Source organism: Pseudomonas sp. SJZ079 (genome assembly GCF_007993865.1).
Lineage (GTDB): Bacteria > Pseudomonadota > Gammaproteobacteria > Pseudomonadales > Pseudomonadaceae > Aquipseudomonas.
The window spans coordinates 85,579-102,865 of record NZ_VIUH01000017.1; the positions used below are offsets into that span (position 1 = coordinate 85,579).

General features: G+C 63.8%; 17 protein-coding genes. 14 read left to right on the forward strand and 3 right to left on the reverse strand.

What is annotated here, in order from left to right; genetic code table 11:
- The first annotated feature begins 58 nt into the window (after positions 1-58).
- The 7 genes from hemC to FBY03_RS15765 all read left to right on the forward strand — a co-directional run bounded on the left by hemC (position 59) and on the right by FBY03_RS15765 (position 7,508).
- Positions 59-997 (forward strand): hydroxymethylbilane synthase, encoded by a 939-nt coding sequence (hemC, locus tag FBY03_RS15735; RefSeq protein ID WP_147173308.1) that lies wholly within the window; start codon positions 59-61, stop codon positions 995-997.
- Entirely contained in the window at positions 994-1,767 is a 774-nt protein-coding gene (locus FBY03_RS15740; RefSeq protein ID WP_147173309.1) for a uroporphyrinogen-III synthase, read from the forward strand. Before hemC ends, FBY03_RS15740 begins: the two co-directional genes overlap by 4 nt.
- Positions 1,768-1,783: 16 nt before the next feature.
- Positions 1,784-2,929, forward strand: a complete 1,146-nt coding sequence (locus FBY03_RS15745; RefSeq protein ID WP_147173310.1) for a uroporphyrinogen-III C-methyltransferase — start codon at positions 1,784-1,786, stop codon at positions 2,927-2,929.
- Positions 2,926-4,179: a heme biosynthesis HemY N-terminal domain-containing protein gene (locus FBY03_RS15750; RefSeq protein ID WP_147173311.1), complete on the forward strand. Its 1,254-nt coding sequence runs from the start codon at positions 2,926-2,928 to the stop codon at positions 4,177-4,179. The genes FBY03_RS15745 and FBY03_RS15750 overlap by 4 nt, the downstream gene beginning before the upstream one ends.
- Positions 4,180-4,354: 175 nt before the next feature.
- Positions 4,355-4,846, forward strand: coding sequence for a disulfide bond formation protein B (locus FBY03_RS15755; protein WP_147173312.1), 492 nt, complete (start codon positions 4,355-4,357; stop codon positions 4,844-4,846).
- 472 nt (positions 4,847-5,318) lie between these two features.
- Entirely contained in the window at positions 5,319-5,792 is a 474-nt protein-coding gene (gene rsd, locus FBY03_RS15760) for a sigma D regulator (protein WP_147173313.1), read from the forward strand.
- Positions 5,793-6,428: 636 nt separating this feature from the next.
- Positions 6,429-7,508, forward strand: a complete 1,080-nt coding sequence (locus FBY03_RS15765; protein WP_147173314.1) for an AlgP family protein — start codon at positions 6,429-6,431, stop codon at positions 7,506-7,508.
- On the opposite strand, the gene FBY03_RS15770 is transcribed toward FBY03_RS15765, so the two are convergent.
- Positions 7,505-7,969 carry a TIGR02444 family protein gene (locus FBY03_RS15770; RefSeq protein ID WP_147173315.1) on the reverse strand — a complete coding sequence of 155 codons (465 nt, stop codon included), beginning with the start codon at positions 7,967-7,969 and terminating at the stop codon, positions 7,505-7,507. The two genes, FBY03_RS15765 and FBY03_RS15770, sit on opposite strands and share 4 nt — an antisense overlap.
- A 50-nt stretch (positions 7,970-8,019) precedes the next feature.
- Here FBY03_RS15770 and FBY03_RS15775 point away from each other — a divergent pair, with 50 nt between their 5' ends.
- The 5 genes from FBY03_RS15775 to FBY03_RS15795 all read left to right on the forward strand — a co-directional run bounded on the left by FBY03_RS15775 (position 8,020) and on the right by FBY03_RS15795 (position 14,420).
- Positions 8,020-9,933: an ATP-binding cassette domain-containing protein gene (locus FBY03_RS15775; RefSeq protein ID WP_147173316.1), complete on the forward strand. Its 1,914-nt coding sequence runs from the start codon at positions 8,020-8,022 to the stop codon at positions 9,931-9,933.
- Between the two features lie 162 nt (positions 9,934-10,095).
- A complete protein-coding gene (locus FBY03_RS15780; protein WP_147173317.1) occupies positions 10,096-10,854 on the forward strand; it encodes a TerC family protein in 759 nt (252 codons plus the stop codon).
- A 148-nt stretch (positions 10,855-11,002) separates the two neighbouring features.
- The gene (gene rhtB, locus FBY03_RS15785) at positions 11,003-11,635 is read left to right on the forward strand and encodes a homoserine/homoserine lactone efflux protein (protein WP_147173318.1); all 633 of its coding nucleotides are present in this window, start codon (positions 11,003-11,005) and stop codon (positions 11,633-11,635) included.
- Between the two features lie 349 nt (positions 11,636-11,984).
- A complete protein-coding gene (locus FBY03_RS15790) occupies positions 11,985-13,886 on the forward strand; it encodes a cytochrome c/FTR1 family iron permease (protein ID WP_147173319.1) in 1,902 nt (633 codons plus the stop codon).
- Positions 13,887-13,967: 81 nt separating this feature from the next.
- Positions 13,968-14,420 (forward strand): YaiI/YqxD family protein, encoded by a 453-nt coding sequence (locus FBY03_RS15795; protein ID WP_147173320.1) that lies wholly within the window; start codon positions 13,968-13,970, stop codon positions 14,418-14,420.
- Here the strand turns inward: FBY03_RS15795 and FBY03_RS15800 are convergent.
- The gene (locus tag FBY03_RS15800; RefSeq protein WP_147173321.1) at positions 14,417-14,887 is read right to left on the reverse strand and encodes a thioesterase family protein; all 471 of its coding nucleotides are present in this window, start codon (positions 14,885-14,887) and stop codon (positions 14,417-14,419) included. The genes FBY03_RS15795 and FBY03_RS15800 overlap by 4 nt on opposite strands.
- Positions 14,888-15,018: 131 nt before the next feature.
- The gene (gene elbB / locus FBY03_RS15805; RefSeq protein WP_147173322.1) at positions 15,019-15,681 is read right to left on the reverse strand and encodes an isoprenoid biosynthesis glyoxalase ElbB; all 663 of its coding nucleotides are present in this window, start codon (positions 15,679-15,681) and stop codon (positions 15,019-15,021) included.
- Between the two features lie 209 nt (positions 15,682-15,890).
- Here elbB and FBY03_RS15810 point away from each other — a divergent pair, with 209 nt between their 5' ends.
- A complete protein-coding gene (locus FBY03_RS15810) occupies positions 15,891-16,070 on the forward strand; it encodes a hypothetical protein (protein WP_147173323.1) in 180 nt (59 codons plus the stop codon).
- A gap of 192 nt (positions 16,071-16,262) precedes the next feature.
- Positions 16,263-17,276: a porphobilinogen synthase gene (hemB, locus tag FBY03_RS15815; protein ID WP_147173324.1), complete on the forward strand. Its 1,014-nt coding sequence runs from the start codon at positions 16,263-16,265 to the stop codon at positions 17,274-17,276.
- Positions 17,277-17,287: the final 11 nt, after the last annotated feature.

Here is a 17,287-nt window from a genome sequence, read left to right on the forward strand (position 1 = left end):
GCATTGTCGGCTTTTGACCCTGTTATCATTCTTGGCAGTCCGTTTTATGGAATTGCCCATGCCCCGTGAAATCCGCATTGCCACCCGTAAGAGTGCCCTGGCCCTGTGGCAGGCCGAACACGTCAAAGCGCGCTTGCAGCAGGCGCATCCAGGCCTGAAGGTCAGCCTGGTGCCCATGGTCAGCCGGGGCGACAAGCTGCTCGATGCGCCGCTGGCGAAAATCGGCGGCAAGGGGCTGTTCGTCAAGGAGCTGGAAAATGCCCTGCTGGACAACCAAGCCGACATCGCCGTGCACTCGATGAAAGACGTGCCGATGGATTTCCCGCAGGGCTTGGGCCTGTACTGCATCTGCGAGCGCGAAGACCCGCGTGACGCCTTCGTTTCCAACGCCTTCGACAGCCTCGAGGCGCTACCCGTCGGCAGCGTGGTCGGCACCTCGAGCCTGCGCCGTCAGACTCAGTTGCTGGCGCGTCGCCCGGACCTGAAAATCCAGTTCCTGCGTGGCAACGTCAATACCCGGCTGGCCAAGCTGGACGCCGGCGAGTACGACGCCATCATCCTCGCTGCGGCAGGGCTGATCCGCCTCGGCTTCGAGAGCCGCATCCGCTCCTCGATCAGCGTCGAGGACAGCTTGCCGGCCGGCGGTCAGGGTGCAGTCGGCATCGAGTGCCGCAGCGCCGATAACGAGATTCACGCGCTGTTGGCGCCGCTGCACCACCATGACACGGCCGTGCGGGTCACCGCCGAGCGGGCGCTGAACAAACGCCTGAACGGTGGCTGCCAGGTGCCGATTGCCTGTTATGCGGTGCTCGAAGGTGAGCAGCTGTGGTTGCGCGGACTGGTCGGCCAGCCTGACGGCAGCCTGCTGCTGCGGGCGGAAAGCCGCGCGCCTGCGCTGGACGCCGAGCAACTGGGTGTGCGAGTCGCCGAAGCCCTGCTGGAGCAAGGCGCGGCGGGCATCCTGCAAGCGGTTTACGGTGAGGCCGACCCCGAGTGAGCACCTGGCGCTTGCTGCTGACGCGCCCGGCCGAGGAGTGCATGGCGCTGGCCGCAAGCCTGGCCGAGCAGGGTATCTACAGCAGCAGTCTGCCGCTATTGGCGATCGAAGCACTGGCGGAAACGCCCGAGCAGCGCGCTACCATCCTCGATTTGGACCGCTACTGTGCGGTGATCGTGGTGAGCAAGCCGGCCGCGCGCCTGGGGCTGGAACTGCTCGACCGTTATTGGCCGCAACCGCTGGCCGCGCAACCCTGGTTCAGTGTGGGCGCGGCCACCGCCGAGATTCTCGGCGAGCATGGTCTAAACGTGTATTTCCCCGCTCAGGCAGACGACAGCGAAGCCTTGCTGGCGTTGCCGCGCTTGCAGCAGGCGGTGGCCGCCGCGCATGCCCCCAGGGTGCTGATCCTGCGTGGAGAGGGCGGGCGGGAGCTGCTGGCCGATGGCTTGCGCAGCCAGGGCGTGCAGGTCGACTATCTGGCACTCTATCGTCGCCAGTTGCCGGAATACCCAGCGCAGGCCCTGCCCGAACGGGTGCAGGCGGAACGCTTGAATGGCCTGGTGGTCAGCAGTGGGCAAGGGCTGAGCCATTTGCTGCAACTGGCCGGCGGGCACTGGCCGACGCTGGCTCGGCTACCCTTGTTTGTACCCAGCCCGCGGGTAGCCGAACAGGCGCATGCCGCGGGCGCTGAGATTGTTGTGGACTGTCGCGGTGCGAGTACCGCGGCGTTGCTGGCGGCGTTGCAGGTGCAACTTGCCCCCGACCTCTGATGCAAAGGATGGATACGTGAGCGAAGCAACTACCCCGAAAGAACAAGAACAACCCGTAGTGGATACGCCCACTTCGACAGCGCCAGACACCACGGCCAAACCGGCGCGTGGCAATGGCTTGGCGCTGCTGGCGCTGCTGCTGGGCGCCGCCGGGGTGGCGGTGGGCGGTTGGGGGGTGTGGCAACTGCGCAGCCTGGAGGCACGTGACCAGCTGCAACTGAGCCAGCTGCAAGAGATGCGCAGCCGCACCGAAACCGTGGCGCAGGGCGAGCAACGGCTGAGTGCGCGCCTGCAGCAATTGCCGACCGCCGAGGAGCTGGAGGCTCGCCAGCGCTTGGTCGCCCAGCTGCAAGGTGACCAGCAGCTGCTCAATCAGCGTTTGGAAACCGTACTGGGTGCCAGTCGCCAGGACTGGCGTCTGGCCGAGGCCGAGCACCTGCTGCGTCTGGCCAGCTTGCGCCTGTCGGCGTTGCAGGACATCAACAGCGCCACCGCGCTGGTGCAGGGTGCCGACGAAATCCTTCGCGATCAGGACGACCCTGCCGCTTTCGCGGCCCGTGAACAGCTGGCCAAGAGCCTGGAGGCGTTGCGCACTACGCCCAATCCGGATCGTACCGGGCTATTTCTTCAGCTCGGCGCCTTGCGCGAGCAGTTGGCGCAATTGAATGCCTTGAACCCGGTATTCCAAAGCCAGGGCGGTGTACTCAGCGATCTGGCGGCCGAAGGGGATGGCAGCAGCTGGTGGGCCGACTGGTTGAACACCTTGTCGCAGTACATTCGCCTGGACTTCAGTGCCGATCAGAATATCCGTCCCTTGCTGGCCGGGCAGAGCCTGACGCAAGTGCGCCTGGCCCTCAGTCTGGCGCTGGAGCAGGCGCAGTGGGCGGCGCTGCATGGTCAGACCCAGGTGTACCGGCAGGCGTTGAAGCAAGCGAGTGAGGTACTCGGGGCGCACTTCAATCTGGATAACCCGAACAGTCGCGCCTTGCGTGCGCGCATCGCTGAAATTATCGATCAACCCATCGAGGTGGTGGCGCCAGACTTGAGCCAGTCGTTGAATGCCGTGCAGGCCTATGTGCAGCACAAGCAGTCGGCGCGTGAAGGGCTCGAGAAGAGTGCCCCGACAGAGCCTGCGCCTAGCGCCGAGGAGGCCCGGCCATGAAGCGCGTCTATCTGTTGCTCAGCGTGCTGGTGGTCGCTGCGGGTCTGGCGCTACTCGGCCTGGCGATCGCCGAGCACAAGGGATACGTGCTGTTTGCGTATAAGGGCTTTCGTTACGAATCCAGTCTCTGGGCCTTCCTGGCCTTGGTCGCGGTGGTGTGGTTGACGGTCTACCTGCTGCGTTTACTGCTGCGTCTGTTGGTTGCCTCTGGCGGCCTGGTCAACCCCTGGTCACGCCTGCACCGCAGTCGCCGGGTACGTCTGGCCTCCGAGCAGGGCTTCGTCGATCTGCTCGAGGGTCGCTGGGATCGCGCCTTGCGCCACTTGCGCCGCGCCGCCGCAAGCGAGCCGCAGCCGCTGATGTATTACCTGGGGGCCGCGCGTGCGGCCCACGAACTGGGTCAGCACGAAGACAGCGACGCCTTGCTGGAGCAGGCGCTGGAGCGTCAGCCGCAAGCCGAGCTGGCCGTCGCCCTGACCCATGCCGAGTTGCAATTGGCGCGCGGTCAAGCCGATGCGGCGCTGGAAACCCTGGAAGTCATGCGCGAGCGATACCCGCATCAGCAGCAGGTGTTGCGTCAGTTGCCGGCACTGTACGTGCAGCGGGAGGATTGGTCGGCGTTGCTTGGCCTCTTGCCGGAGCTGCGTAAGGAAAAAACGTTGGGTGATGCCGCGTTGGCTGAACTTGAACAGCAGGCCTGGCGTGGGCGCCTGACGGTGGCCGGGCAGGTCGCTGAGGGTGACGTAGGCGCGGCGTTGACGACCTTGAAACAGGCGTGGCAGCAGCTGTCGTCGGCTCAGCGGCAAGAGCCGCAGTTGCTGGCCGTGTATGCCGAGCAGCTGCGCCGGTTGGGCGCGGATGAGGAGGCCGAGGAGCTGCTGCGCAGTGCCTTGAAGCGTCACTACGACACTCATTTGGTGCGCCTCTACGGCTTGCTCCGTGGAGGTGATCCGGTGCGTCAGTTGCACGCGGCGGAAGGCTGGCTGAAGGAGCATCCGCGGGATGCCGGTTTGCTGCTGACCTTGGGCCGCTTGTGTCTGCTCAATCAGCTGTGGGGCAAAGCCCGAGAGTACTTCGAGAGCAGCTTGACCTTTGAGCGGCACCCGGAAACCTGCACCGAGCTGGCGGGTCTGTTGGCACAGCAGGGCGAGGTCGAACGCAGCAATCACCTGTTTCAGGAGGGGCTGGGGCTACTCGATCGGCGCCTGAGCCGGCTGCCGGCGCCGCTGCCTGACGCCGTCGCCCACTGAGACCGCAATACCGAGCCCAGAAGCAACCGTCTGCTGCCGTCGACTCTGCTCCTGGGGGAGCAGACGCGCGGTGCTTTCTGGCAGATGGCTAGCCGCTCTAACTAGGCCATTTACCTTGAAAGGTCGACGCGCTTTCCACTACCGTAAGCGGCTTCGCCACCCTTTCGGAGCCGCCATGCCTCTGGCCAGCCCTCGTTCGTTATTCTTCCTCGCTTTCGTCGGTTGCCTGGCACTGATGGGTGCAGCGCTCTATCTGGAACATGTGGTCGGGCTGGAGCCCTGCCCGTTGTGCGTGCTGCAGCGGATCTGCGTGATCGCATTCGGTCTGGTCTGCCTGATCGCTGCATTGCATGGGCCAGGACGCACAGGGCGACGGCTGTACGCCGTGCTGGCGCTGTTGTTTGCGGGCGCGGGAGCCGCCACGGCCGGACGGCAAATCTGGCTGCAAGGGGTTCCGGCCGATCAACTACCGGCCTGTCTGCCGAGCCTCGACTACATGATGGAGGCACTGCCGTTCCAGGATATTGTGCGGCTGGTCCTGCACGGCTCGGCCGATTGCGCCGAGGTCAACTGGACGCTGTTCGGTATGAGCATTCCCGAGTGGAGTCTGCTCGGCTTCGTGGCCATGCTGGTGTTCGCCTTGCTGCAGATGCTGCGTCGAGGTTGATCCGCACTCGATGCGCGAGTCTGCCGACGCCTTGCTTACGGGCTTACTGGCGCGCGGAACCTTTATCGCTACACGCGGGCAGCAGCTATCTGATCCAGTTCGATAGCGCTGCACCTGTTTAGCGCGCGGCTGGTGCGCAACCCGCGCAGGCACTGCGCCGTAGACTCTTGGAGCCTGTCGGACTTGACCGTCCGCAGTAGGACGGCGTTACGCCCGACAGGCCCTCAGGGCTTGATCGGGACAGACCACGCAGCTACCACTCAGGTGGTGGTCAGTGCTCGAATAAAACGGCTGTATGAATTTTCTCGCGCAGGCGCCTTGAAGGTGCTGGCTCACGGGCATAATCTGGCTCGCATGCACCGCCAGGAGTTTTTGCTCAGCGGTTGCCTTCCCAAGACCATGTACCGATTGATATATCAACGTCTCGGCGTGGGCGTATAACAGCAATATCCATAAGGGAAGTGAGGCCATCATGCTCGAGAGTTGTCAGAACGCCCAGGAACGTTGGGGTGGTGTTCACCTGCTGATTGACCGCTGGTTGCAGGAGCGCCACGAATTGATCGCAGCCTATGCGGCGGTTGGTGAATCGCCGAAGGCGCCAAGCGCTAATGCGCAAACCTTACAAAAATTCTGTGAGATTTTAGTCGACTACGTGTCCGCCGGACATTTTGAGGTCTACGAGCAGTTGACCAACGAGGCCAAGGCCTTTGGTGATGAGCGAGGTCTGGAACTGGCCAAGCAAATCTACCCACGCATCGAAGCCATTACCGAGGTGGCGCTGTCGTTCAATGATCGCTGCGACAATGGCGATTGCCGCGATAACGTGTCCTTGGGTGAAGAGTTGCAGCATCTGGGGCAGTTGCTCCATGAGCGCTTTGAGCTGGAAGACTGTCTGATTGAGGTGCTCCACAACGCTCATCAACAGCAGCCCGTGGCCGAACTCTAAACGAAAGTTGTCTTTAGTGGTGTCGAACCGCTGCTGTTCGCACACCCAAGGCGCAGAGGCCGGAGTTAAATCGCCAGTGTCTGGCGATGCCATAGGTCTGGGCAGGCAATGCCTCCGCGGCCATTGCGCAAGCCCGATTACCCACTGCAGTCGCAGCCCTTGCGGCGTTTGATATCGCTAGAATGGTTAGCTGCGTCCGGCAGTGACCGCCACACACAGTCCTCTCGACACCTCGCATTAGCTCCTGCGCCACGGCCTGGGTGTATAGCGCATTGCGCTGTCACGCATTTCAAATAGCCGCCGTCTGGCTTGGCTTTCTTACCAGGCTGCCGGGCCAGGCTTGCCGTGGTAACCCTGCTATTCGTTCGGTCTTTTTATCTGGTCTTTTTAGCGGTCTGCTCGCCGCCAACTACTCCTGGGTTATGGCTGAGAGCCAGAGCCAGGAGCCGACCCCGGGGTTGTGCGCATGGCGCCGGTCAGCTCGAAACAAGCACTGGCGCGAGTGGGGGATGTGTCTTTCCCGGTCCAGGATGCTTAGGGCTAGGCCAGGCGTACCTTGGCGGCCAGTGCGAAAACTAGCGACCGGCGAGTCTGGGGGCTAGTATGGCTGCATCTCCAACCGCCAGGAGGCGTGCCATGTCGGCCAAGAAAAACGTGAACAAGAAAGCGGTTAACACGCCGCTGCATCTGCTGCAGCAGCTGTCCCATAGCCTGCTCGAACACCTGCAACAGGCCTGTGATCAGGCGCAGAGCGAGGCCGAAAAACTCCTCGCCACATTAGAGAAGCAGCGCGGCAAAGCCCAGGCGAAATTGCACAAGGCGAGCGTCAAGCTGCAAGACGCAGCCAGTGCCGGAAAGGCCAAGGCGCAGGCCAAAGCCAGGGCAGCAGTGGACGAGTTGGAAGAACTACTCGATACCCTTAAAGCACGGCAAACCGAAACCCGTAGTTACATCGTGCAACTCAAACGCGATGCTCAGGAAAGTCTGAAACTCGCCCAGGGTGTGGGCAAGGTCAAGGAGGCGGCAGTCAAGGCGTTGAGCCGGCGCGATGCTAAGGCGCCAGCGGCGAAACCTGTGGCGAGCAATGTCGCGGCCAAGGCGGCTGCCAAACCTGCTGCCCGCCGGACTACCAGGCCGGCTGCCACAGCTGCAGCCAAGGTTGCCGCCAGCCCGGCAGCGGTCACGGCGGCCAAGGCCGCAACAAAACCGGCTAGCAAGCCCGCAGCGAAAAAACCAGCAGCGGTAGCCGCCAAGCCGGCTAGCAACGCGCCTGCTAAAGTCGCGGCCAAGCCAGTCGCCAAGCCAGCCGCTAAACCTACCGCTAAAACGCCAGCCAAACCCGCGAGCCAGTCAGGGGCCAAACCGACCACCAAGCCCGTGGCCAAGAGGCCGGTAGCCGCCAAGCCCGCTGCAAAACCGGCGACAGGTACCCCACCTGCGACGAAAGCCGCGAGCAGTCCCAAGGCCCAGCCAACGGCTAAGCCAACTGCCAAACCCGTGGCTAAACCCGCTACGAAACAGGCGGTTAAATCAACTGCCAAACCGGCGACTAAAAAGCCAGTGGTCAAGCCTGCGGTGAAAAAACCGGTGGCCGCCAAACCGGCCACCCCTAAGGCTGTCGCCAGTGGCTCGGTGACTCCTGCGGCGGAGTCGGCGGTGAAGGCTCCGAGTGTGGCCCCTGCGGGCAATGGCAGCACGCCGCCAGCCGCGTCCTAAGGCATCAGGGTCGCGGCGCGCAAGTGTTCCAGCGCGCCGCGGTCTTCGCTGGTTTGCGTCGACGTCAGTGCCTCTAACCAGCTCGACTGAGACGGTCCACCCTCGCTCGGCCAGTCGGCGCTGAGTGAGGCCAGGCGCTCCAGTTGCACGCGCTCGGCGTCCAGTTCCAGTCGTTTAACCTGCTCGCGGAGTGTCGCCAAGGCCGGGTCGCTGCGGGCGGGCTCGCGCCAGGCCTGGCGGAGTTGCCTGAGTGCGCCGACCACCTCACGCTGCCAGGGCTGCGCTGCCGCGCTTAGCCGTTCGGCGTGCGATCGGCTATAGGCCACGTTACGTCGGTCGAGCCAGGCCGCGCAGATCAGCAGGCAGACGTCCGCGCCCTGGGCCTGCAGATGCAGGCAGGCGTTTTCGACGCCAGGGCGTTGGTAAAAGTCTTCGGCGAAACGCCACAGGTCAGAGGGCATGGTGCTTTCCAAGTACGCGGCGGGCGACTCTGATAGAATCCGCCGCCATTATGATCCGACTCCAGAACCTCACTTTACAGCGTGGCCCTCAGCGTCTGCTAGAAGACGCCGAGATGACCCTGCATCCCGGCCACAAAGCCGGTCTGATCGGCGCCAATGGCGCCGGCAAATCCAGCCTGTTCGCGTTGCTCCGCGGCGAGTTGAGCGCGGACGCCGGCGACTGCCTGATTCCCGCCGACTGGCGAATTGCCCATATGCGCCAGGAAATCGATGCGGTCGAGCGCCAGGCGGTCGACTATGTGCTCGATGGCGACCTGCACTTGCGCCGCGTACAAGACGAGCTGGCTGCCGCCGAGGCGGCGCACGACGGCGCGGCCATCGCCCGTTTGCATACCGAACTGGACAACCTCGACGGCTACAGCGCCGACGCCCGTGCGCGCAAACTGCTCGCCGGCCTGGGGTTTGCCAGCGCGCAGATGGATCGCCGGGTGGGCGATTTTTCTGGTGGCTGGCGCATGCGCCTGAACCTGGCGCAGGCGTTGATGTGTCCATCCGACCTGCTGCTGCTCGACGAGCCGACCAACCACCTGGATCTGGATGCGATCCTTTGGCTGGAAGGCTGGTTGCAGAGTTATCCCGGCACCTTGCTGCTGATTTCTCACGACCGTGACTTCCTCGATGCGGTGGTCGATCACGTCGCGCACGTCGATCAGCGCAAGTTGACCCTCTATCGCGGTGGCTACTCGGCGTTCGAGCGCACCCGTGCCGAGCGTCTGGCGCAGCAGCAACAGGCCTTCGAGAAGCAACAAGCGCAGCGCGCGCACATGGAAAAATACATCGCTCGCTTCAAGGCTCAGGCGACCAAGGCGCGCCAGGCGCAGAGCCGGATCAAGGCGCTGGAACGCATGGAGGAGCTGTCTGCCGCGCATGTCGATTCGCCGTTCGATTTCAGCTTCCGTGAGGCCAGCAAGATCTCCAGCCCGCTGCTCGATGTCAGCGAAGGCCGTCTCGGCTATGGCGACAAGGTGGTGCTCGAGCAGGTCAAGCTGAGCTTGGCGCCCGGCGCGCGGATCGGCTTGCTCGGGCCCAACGGCGCGGGCAAATCGACCCTGATCAAAACCCTGGCGGGTGAATTGCAGCCCATCGGTGGTCGTGTGCAGCGCGGCGAGAATCTGGTGGTGGGCTATTTCGCCCAGCATCAGCTTGACGCCCTGGACGACAAGGCCAGTCCGCTGTTGCACTTTCAGCGCCTGGCCCCCGGCGAGCGCGAGCAGACACTGCGCGATTTTCTCGGTGGCTTCGATTTTCGAGGCGGGCGTTGCGACGAGCCGGTGCTGAACTTCTCCGGTGGCGAGAAGGCCCGTCTGGCCTTGGCCTTGATCGCCTGGGGCAAGCCCAACCTGCTGTTGCTCGATGAGCCGACCAACCACCTCGACCTGGAGATGCGCCTGGCGCTGACCATGGCGCTGCAGGAATTCAGCGGCGCTGTGGTGGTGGTCTCCCACGATCGTCATCTGCTGAAAAGCACCACCGACGAGTTCTTCCTGGTCTCCGATGGTCGGGTGCAACCGTTCGACGGTGACCTGGAAGACTATGCGCGCTGGCTGGTGGATTACCGGGTGCGCCAGGCTCCGTCGAGCAGCAACGAAAGCACTCTGGATAAAACCGACAAGCGTGGCCAGCGCCAGGCGGCAGCGGCGCTGCGCCAGCAACTGGCGCCGCACAAGCGTGAGGCCGACAAGCTGGAAAAAGAGCTCGGTCAACTGCATGTGCAGCTCGCCGGGGTCGAGGCGCGCCTGGGTGACAGTGCGGTCTATGAGGCGGCGCGCAAAGACCAGTTGCGTGAGTTGCTGGCCGAACAGGCGGCCTTGAAGAGCCGCGAAGCCGACCTGGAAGAGCGCTGGATGACTGCTCTGGAAGCCCTCGAAAGCTTGCAGCAGGCTTTGGAGGCGGCCAGTAGTTGAGCCTTGGCCCCCCTGGCACGGCCTGTGCGGCGGTGCCACGCTAGTCGCCGCTGCCCTGCGCAGATAGGCTTGCGCTCAATCCCCTTGTTGCTAGCATTGCGCCGCGCGCCACTGGCGCAATGACCAGCTCCAACCTTTCGCACTCACGAGATTTAACCCCCTATGGAATGGCTCGCCAACCCGGAAATCTGGGTCGCATTTTTCACCCTGACGGCCCTGGAAATTGTCCTCGGCATCGATAACATCATCTTTATCTCGATTCTGGTCAGCCGCCTGCCCAAGGCGCAGCAGCCGAAGGCACGCTTTTTTGGCCTGGCGCTGGCCATGGGCACGCGGATTCTCCTGCTGCTGTCGATCAGCTGGGTGATGCGCCTGACTGCTGACCTGTTCCAGGTGTTCGAACATGGTGTTTCCGGGCGCGACTTGATCCTGTTCTTCGGCGGCTTGTTTCTGTTGTTCAAGAGCACCATGGAGATTTTTCAAAGCCTGGAAGGGGCCGAGGAGGAGCACGCTGTCGGTAGCAAGAGCTATGGCTTCCTGGGAATCATCGTGCAGATCGCCATCATCGATATTGTGTTTTCCCTGGACTCGGTGATCACCGCCGTCGGCCTGGTCGACAACGTGCCGGTGATGATCGCGGCGATCATCATCTCGGTGATCGTGATGATGCTGTCGGCCGGCACCATCAGTGACTTTATCGACAAGCATCCATCGCTGAAGATGCTCGCGCTGTCGTTCCTGATCATGGTCGGTACCCTGTTGGTGGCCGAATCCTTCGGGGTGCATGTGCCCAAGGGCTACGTCTACTTCGCCATGGCCTTCTCATTGGCGGTGGAGGCGATCAATATTCGCCTGCGCGGCGCCATGGCACGCAAACAAGCGCAGGCTCCGGTGCAGCTGCGAAAAGGCTCACCGGACTGATGGTCGAGCTGGGCGCGTCACGGCGCAAGGGGTAGGCTATTGGCCTGCCCCTTTTTCGTGGGGCTGCTTACCAATGCTGTGCAACTAGCCCACTCTCTGCTGCGGCCTGACGGGCCGTCGTTCATCACCCTGTCTGGAGGTATCTGCCATGGCGTTGGAAACCTGGCTTGCGTTTTTCGTGGCCTGTTGGGTCATCAGCCTGTCGCCGGGTGCCGGGGCGATCGCCTCGATGTCCGCCGGTTTGCAATACGGTTTCTGGCGCGGTTACTGGACCGCGCTGGGCCTGCAAGTGGGCCTGGCCTTGCAGATCGCCATCGTCGCCGCCGGTGTTGGGGCGATTCTCGCGACCTCGGCGCTGGCTTTCAGCCTGATCAAGTGGTTCGGTGTGCTGTACCTGGTCTATCTCGGCTACCGGCAGTGGCGGGCGTTGCCCAGCGACCTCGCCGCAGAATCGTCGGAACGCCCGCTGGGACGTCCCCTGACCCTGGTGCTGCGCGGCTTTCTGGTGAATATCAGCAACCCCAAGGCGATTATCTTCATGCTCGCGGTGTTGCCGCAGTTCGTTAATCCACAGGCGCCGTTGCTGGCGCAGTACTGGATGATGGGCGTGACCATGATCTGCGTCGACCTGATCGTCATGGCCGGCTATACCGGGCTGGCCTCACGGGTCTTGCGCGTGCTGCGCAGCCCCCGTCAGCAGCGGGTGATGAACCGCAGCTTCGCCGTGCTATTCGTCGGTGCGGCGGCGCTCCTGGCCACGGTGCGCCGCGTTCCGGCGTGATCCGCTGAGGGGCTTGGCCCAGTTCTACGCCGCGGCCATGGGCTGCTGCGCGCCAGTCCAGCCCCTGCGGCTGCGGTGTGGATGGCGACCAGGGTGAGTGACTGGACCGACGCGAAGGCGTTGCTCGGGAAGGCCGTCAGCAGGCCATTCGGGTTGCCGGCAACGGCCTCGTTTGCGCTTTACTCGCATCCCGTGCAAGACGTCGGCGATGCACCGCAGCACGTGCAGGCGCGCTGCGTCAGTGAGGGCTTGTGACAATGGGTCGCAGCGGGCGATCGATTGGCGACTTGAGTTGAAGCGCGAGGAGGGCAACAATTAAATCTAAAATATTCTCATTTTGGATTAGCCCATGCTTAGGTGCCCGCGCTGGTTGGCTGTTGTGGTGGTGTCAGCCCTCTCCCTGATTAGCCTCGTGGCCTTCGCCGAAACCGGCGACAGTGCCGCTCGATCCCTGCACTTGCTCGGCTATATCGGCGCCGACTACCCGCTTAGCGTCTCGGCTGGCCGTGTCGTCGACTCGGCTGAGTACCGCCAGCAGTTGGAATTTCTCGCGGTGTTGCAGGGGTTGATCGTTGCCCTGCCGGCCCGCGCCGGGCGGGTTGAACTGGAGCAAGGCGTCGTCAGTCTGCGCGAAGTGGTCAGTCAGCGCCGGGATGGCCCGCAGGTGACCCGCCAGGCCCGCCAGCTGGCGACTCGTCTGGCTGAGGTGTATGGGGTGACGCGGGCCCCGGCCATTACCCCCGATGCGGCCCGCGGCGCCCCGCTGTTCGCCCAGCAGTGTGCGGTCTGCCATGGTGACAGCGGGGCGGGGGATGGACCGGCGGGGATCGGTCTGCTGCCGCCGCCAGCCGACCTGCGCGATAGCGCACGGCTGGATCGCATGAGTCTGTACGACCTGTTCAATACGCTCGGCCTGGGGATCGACGGCACCGACATGCCGGCTTTCGCTGATCAGCTGGACGAACGTCAGCGCTGGGACCTGGCCAGCTACATTGCCTCGTTCACCGCCGATCCGGCGCAGGCCGGCAATTCCCGCTTCAGTCTGGCGGAGCTGGCCGGCTCTACGCCCGAGGAAATCGCCGGACGTCGAGGCGCGCAGGATGCCGCCGCCTTCCGTGCCCAGCGCGCACGACCGCCGCAGGCGCAACGCGGTCCGCAGGAGTTGCTCGAGTTTAGCGCCACCACCCTCGAGCAGAGCTTGCAGGCCTATCGCGACGGCCGCTCCGAGCAGGCCTACGACCTTGCCGTGGCGGCTTACCTGGAAGGTTTCGAGCTGGTCGAGAGTGCCCTGGATAACCTCGACCCGCTGCAGCGCAAGTCCGCAGAACGCGCGTTGATGGCGTATCGGCAGGCGCTGCAGGATGCTGTCAGTCCGGCGCGGGCGGCGCAGGCATTGGCAATGGCCAAGGCGGCGCTGGACGAGTCGGCCAAGCTGCTGGCGGGCGGCCAGATGAATGCGTCGCTGAGCTTTCTTTCCAGCCTGTTGATCCTCCTGCGTGAAGGACTGGAGGCCATCCTGGTGCTGGCGGCGATTCTCGCCTACCTGAACAACACCGGTCAGCAGCAGGCCGCGCGCAGCGTGCACCTGGGCTGGGCGTTGGCGCTGCTGGCTGGGCTCGGCAGCTGGGCCCTGGCGGCGTACGTGATCGACGTCAGTGGCGCGCAACGCGAACTGCTGGAGGGCGTCACCGCATTGTTTGCCAGTGTGGTGTTGCTCTGGGTTGGGGTGTGGATGCACGACCGCAGGCACGCAGCGGCCTGGCAGACCTACATCAACGCCAGCCTGGTGGGCGGCGGCGGACGCTTCGGTTTCGCCGTGCTGGCCTTCTTTTCGGTGTATCGCGAGCTGTTCGAGGTCATCCTGTTCTACGAAACCCTTTGGTTGCAGGCGGGGCCAGCGGGCCACGGCATGGTGCTGGCCGGCGCGGCGACGGCAGTGTTGCTGCTGGTCGGTCTGGCCTGGGTAGTGCTGCGCGGCTCGCGCAAGTTGCCCTTGGCGACCTTCTTCAGTGCCAACGCCATCCTGCTCTGCGTGTTGTCGGTGGTGTTCGCCGGCCACGGTGTGGCGGCGCTACAGGAAGCCGGGGTGCTGGGCACGCGACCCGTGTCGTTCGTCGATTTCGACTGGCTGGGTATCCATGCCGATGCCTATAGCCTCTCGGCGCAGGCCGTGGCGACGTTGGCGGTGATCGCGTTGTATGCTCGCAGCTGGCGTGGTGAGCGGCGCCGCGCCTCAGTAGAGCATGCGTAGGCGGGCGCTGGCGTCGTCGCTGAAAGCCGACATGATGGACGAGTCGCCGGGCGCTGCCTGGCCCATGGAGAGTGGTTATCGATGCGCGTATGGATAGATGCCGACGCCTGCCCTAAAGCCGCGCGGGATCAGTTGGTGAAGTTCGCCCTCAAACGCAGTTTCGAGGTGGTACTGGTGGCCGGTCAGGCGCAGCCCCGGCCAGCCTTCGCCTGCGTGCGCCTGATCGTGGTGCCGAGCGGCCCGGATGCGGCGGACGATTACCTGGTGGAGCACGCGGTGCCTGGTGAGCTGGTGATCTGCAGCGATGTGCCGCTGGCCGACCGGCTGGTGAAGAAAGGCGTGGCGGCCCTGGACCCGCGCGGCAAGGAATTCGATGAACGCAACATGGGCGAGCGTTTGGCGGTGCGCAATCTGTTTACCGACCTGCGTGAGCAGGGCCAGGTCGGAAGTGGTCAGGCACCCTATGGGGACAAGGACCGGCAAGCCTTCGCCAATGCCCTGGATCGTATCCTGACCCGGCTGATGCGCATTTAGCCGCAGAGATAAGTACCGGTGCCCACTGCCACCAGGGTGCCGTCATCGCTGTGCAGCTCGCTGCGTACTACCGCGACCTTGTTGCCTGAACGCAGCAGCACGGCGCTGGCGATGAAGTGCTTGCCGCGCCCGGGGCGCAGGTAGTCGACGCGCAGGTCGATGGTGCCGAGCTTGGACAGTCGCGTAATGCGCTCGGTACCGGACAGGTGCTGGTGACGCTCGAAGGCGCCGATCAGCGCCATGGCACCACCGGCCACATCCAATATCGAGGAAATTACCCCGCCATGCAGGATGCCGTGCATGAAGTTGCCGATCAGTTCATCTTTCATCGGCAGGGACATCAGTACCCGTTCGGGCGACAGCTCGTCGAGCTGGATGCCCAGGAGCTGATTGAACGGGATGCGCTGAAAGAAGCTACTCACCGCCTGTTGCAGCTCGGCGGTGAGTTCAAAGGGTTGCGTGGTCATGGGCGCGAATCTCCGTGGCTATAGCGCCACGCTGCCGCAGTGAGTCAGCCTTGACCAGAGGCGCGGCGGTTGTGCCGCGTGCATTGGCGGGTTCGGCGTAGTCCACTGTGCGGGCCGTGCCGATCAGCCGGTTATTGCGCGTGGGCCAGTTCCAGTACCCGGTCGACCAGCTTGTTGATGCCGGACGCCGCCTCGCTGATCGACTGGGCGAGCATATAGGCCGGGGTGCTGATCAGTTTGTGCGATGCGTCTTCGACGATGTCCTCGACCTCGCACTCGTTGTGCACGGCGCCCATCTGGGTCAATGTCGCGGCCGTCTCATGGTCGTTGCCGATGGTGCAGACCACGCCCTTGCCGAATATCTGCGTCGCCAAGACGGGCGAGATGCACATCAGGCCGACCGGTTTGTTGGCCTTGACGAACGCCTGGGCGGCGCTCAATACGTCGGCTTGCACCGTGCAGTTGGCGCCGCTCAGGGCGAAGTCGGAGAGATTTTTCGCCACGCCGAAACCGCCGGGCATGAGCAGGGCGTCGAAATCGGCAACATGCAGCTCGCGCACGTCCTTGATCTTGCCACGGGCGATGCGCGCCGATTCGACCAGCACATTGCGCGTTTCATCCATCTCGTCGCCACTGTAGTGATCGACCACATGCAACTGGGGCACGTTCGGCGCGAAGCATTGCACCTTGGCGCCACGCTGATCCAGACGCAGCAGGGTAATCACGCTTTCGTGAATTTCCGAGCCGTCGTAAACGCCGCAGCCAGAAAGAATTACTGCCACTTTCTTGTTCATCGAATACTCCTGGTTACAGGGTTGGGCCAAGGTGGGTGCGCAGGCAGTAAGAGAATAGCCTGTTACTGCGCATTCTCATGGAGTTGAGGGGCAGTCGCCAATGTGTGGTCAGGGGCACGCAGATCGGAGGCGTGCCCCTGCTGTCATGCGCACCGGTTTGCGCCTGCCGGTGTTGCTGCTGGGGTGGGCCTGGATGGCCTTTGGCTTGTATGTGCTGGCGTCTGGAACTGCTGCGCCTGCTGCTCACTCTGCCTGCGTTGTGGCGGGCCCAGCGCGCTGACCTGTTACCCGCAGCAGCGCTGGTCTGGGCGCTGCTGTTGGGCTACGGCCTGGCGAACCTGATTGCCGCGTTATGGGCGCGGCGTGACTTGCCGAGCCCGGCGGCATAGCGGCTGCGCGGAGCCTGTCTTGCGCTAGCCGTTTGCCCTGTATCAGGTGAAAATGTCGGCCTGCTTTGTCCGGCGACCCGCCAGGAGGTTGCGGCACGCGGTCGCAGCGTTGTCGTGCGCCGTCATACTTTGGTCATAATGGTCGCTTATAACTGTCACACTGGCCCGTTCGAGCGGGCTCTGGAGTCTGTCGTGAGCATTACCCCCGCCAACCGCCTGTTCCCAGGTACCCGCCTGCGCCGCAACCGCCGTGACGACTTTTCCCGTCGTCTGGTACGCGAGCACCGTTTGAGTGTCGACGACCTGATTCTGCCGGTGTTCGTGCTGGACGGTGACAACCGCCGCGAGGCGATCCCGTCGATGCCGGGCGTCGAGCGCTTGTCCATCGACTTGCTGCTGCAGGAGGCGGAAAAATGGGTGGCCCTGGGGATTCCGGCGCTGGCGCTGTTTCCGGTCACGCCGCTGGAGAACAAGTCGCTGGATGGCAGCGAGGCCTGGAACCCGGAAGGTATCGCCCAGCGTGCGATCCGCGCCCTGCGCGCGCGTTTCCCCGAACTGGGGGTGATCAGCGATGTGGCCCTCGACCCCTTCACCACCCACGGCCAGGACGGCATCCTCGACGAAAACGGCTACGTGCAGAACGACATCACCGTCGACGCCCTGGTCAAACAGGCGCTGTCGCATGCCGCCGCCGGTGCCCAGGTGCTGGCGCCGTCGGACATGATGGATGGTCGCGTGCAGGCGATCCGCGAGGCGCTGGAGCTGGCCGATCACACCAACGTGCGGATCATGGCCTACTCGGCCAAATACGCCAGTGCCTATTACGGGCCGTTCCGCGATGCCGTGGGCTCAGCCGCCAACCTCGGCAAAGGCAGCAAGAATAGCTACCAGATGGACCCGGCCAATGGCGATGAAGCGCTGCATGAAGTGGCGGCGGATTTGTCAGAAGGCGCCGACATGGTCATGGTCAAGCCGGGCATGCCTTATCTGGACATCCTCTGGCGGGTAAAAGCTGAATTTCGCGTGCCGACTTTTGTCTATCAGGTCAGTGGCGAGTACGCCATGCACATGGCCGCGATCCAGAATGGCTGGTTGAGCGAGGCGGTGATTCTCGAATCCCTGACCGCCTTCAAGCGCGCCGGCGCCGATGGCATCCTCACCTATTTCGCCGTTCGCGCGGCAGAACTGTTACAGCAGGGGCACTAGTCCTGCCAGGA

Bases quoted from the DNA above. Each gene is read 5' to 3' on its own strand.
- hemC (WP_147173308.1), top strand. From the start codon at position 59: ATGCCCCGTGAAATCCGCATTGCCACCCGTAAGAGTGCCCTGGCCCTG.
- FBY03_RS15750 (WP_147173311.1), top strand. From the start codon at position 2,926: ATGAAGCGCGTCTATCTGTTGCTCAGCGTGCTGGTGGTCGCTGCGGGT.
- FBY03_RS15755 (WP_147173312.1), top strand. From the start codon at position 4,355: ATGCCTCTGGCCAGCCCTCGTTCGTTATTCTTCCTCGCTTTCGTCGGT.
- rsd (WP_147173313.1), top strand. From the start codon at position 5,319: ATGCTCGAGAGTTGTCAGAACGCCCAGGAACGTTGGGGTGGTGTTCAC.
- FBY03_RS15765 (WP_147173314.1), top strand. From the start codon at position 6,429: ATGTCGGCCAAGAAAAACGTGAACAAGAAAGCGGTTAACACGCCGCTG.
- FBY03_RS15770 (WP_147173315.1), bottom strand. From the start codon at position 7,969: ATGCCCTCTGACCTGTGGCGTTTCGCCGAAGACTTTTACCAACGCCCT.
- FBY03_RS15775 (WP_147173316.1), top strand. From the start codon at position 8,020: ATGATCCGACTCCAGAACCTCACTTTACAGCGTGGCCCTCAGCGTCTG.
- FBY03_RS15780 (WP_147173317.1), top strand. From the start codon at position 10,096: ATGGAATGGCTCGCCAACCCGGAAATCTGGGTCGCATTTTTCACCCTG.
- rhtB (WP_147173318.1), top strand. From the start codon at position 11,003: ATGGCGTTGGAAACCTGGCTTGCGTTTTTCGTGGCCTGTTGGGTCATC.
- FBY03_RS15790 (WP_147173319.1), top strand. From the start codon at position 11,985: ATGCTTAGGTGCCCGCGCTGGTTGGCTGTTGTGGTGGTGTCAGCCCTC.
- FBY03_RS15795 (WP_147173320.1), top strand. From the start codon at position 13,968: ATGCGCGTATGGATAGATGCCGACGCCTGCCCTAAAGCCGCGCGGGAT.
- FBY03_RS15800 (WP_147173321.1), bottom strand. From the start codon at position 14,887: ATGACCACGCAACCCTTTGAACTCACCGCCGAGCTGCAACAGGCGGTG.
- elbB (WP_147173322.1), bottom strand. From the start codon at position 15,681: ATGAACAAGAAAGTGGCAGTAATTCTTTCTGGCTGCGGCGTTTACGAC.
- FBY03_RS15810 (WP_147173323.1), top strand. From the start codon at position 15,891: ATGTGCTGGCGTCTGGAACTGCTGCGCCTGCTGCTCACTCTGCCTGCG.